Genomic DNA, 1,212 nt, shown 5'->3' with positions numbered 1-1,212 from the left:
TAATTCTACGCTGGTAACATCGCAGGTCAGCGGACCAGAATTGCTCGCAGTCACGCCTTCAGGCTGTGAATAATCGATGTCTACTTCAGTAGTAGTCGTAGTTGTACAACCGGTACTTTCCTTCGTCACCTCAAGGGTGTATTCACTTGGGGAAGTAACAGTGGTATTTGCCGTTGTCGCAATCTCGCTGCCAGCGCTTAGCCAGCGGTAGGTTACTCCTGATGTAGTCGCAGAGCCGATTAGTTCTACACTCACAACATCACATGTCAGTGGACCAGTATTGATGGCCGTAACACCCACAGGCTGTGAATAATCAATGCCTACTTCGGTGGTAGTCGTGGTGGTACAGCCGGTGTTTTCCTTCGTCACCTCAAGGGTGTATTCACCTGGGGAAGTAACAGTGGTATTTGCCGTTGTCGCAATCTCGCTGCCAGCGCTTAGCCAACGGTAGCTTACACCTGATGTAGTCGCTGAGCCAATCAGCTCTACACTCACAACATCACAGGTCAGTGGACCAGTATTGCCGGACGTAATACCTTCGGGTTGAGAGTAATCAATGCCTACTTCGGTAGTAGTCGTAGTGGTACAACCAGTGCTTTCCTTCGTCACCTCAAGGGTGTATTCACCTGGGGAAGTAACAGTGGTATTTGCCGTTGTCGCAATCTCACTGCCAGCACTTAGCCAACGGTAGCTTACACCTGATGTAGTCGCTGAGCCAATCAGCTCTACGCTCGTAACATCGCACGTTAACGGACCAGTGTTGCTGGTCGTAACATCTTCGGGCTGTGAATAATCGATGTCTACTTCAGTAGTAGTCGTAGTTGTACAGCCGGTGCTTTCCTTCGTCACCTCAAGGGTATATTCTCCCGGAGAAGTCACAGTCGTAGTAGCTGTTGTCGCGATTACACTACCAGCACTTAGCCAGCGGTAGGTTACGCCCTCTGTTGCGGTGGAGCCTGTCAGTTCTACGCTGGTAACATGGCAGGTCAGCGGACCAGTGTTGCTGGCCGTAACACCTTCGGGCTGTGAGTAATCAATATCCACTTCGGTAGTAGTCGTGGTGGTGCAACCAGTGCTTCCCTTCGTCACCTCAAGGGTGTATTCTCCAGGAGCACTGACTGTCGTAGCAGCGGTTGTCGCGATTACACTACCAGCACTTAACCAACGGTAGGTTACGCCCTCTGTCGTAGTAGAGCCAGTTAATTCTACGCT

General features: G+C 51.0%; 1 protein-coding gene. It reads right to left on the bottom strand.

Annotation, left to right across the window (positions count from 1 at the left end):
- On the bottom strand, nucleotides 1-1,212 hold a 1,212-nt coding region (locus tag C900_RS27840; RefSeq protein ID WP_040497738.1), incomplete at both ends, for a hypothetical protein.

The organism is Fulvivirga imtechensis AK7, from assembly GCF_000331535.1.
In the GTDB taxonomy this organism is placed as follows: domain Bacteria; phylum Bacteroidota; class Bacteroidia; order Cytophagales; family Cyclobacteriaceae; genus Fulvivirga; species Fulvivirga imtechensis.
This window is presented reverse-complemented; position numbering and strand designations above follow the sequence as displayed.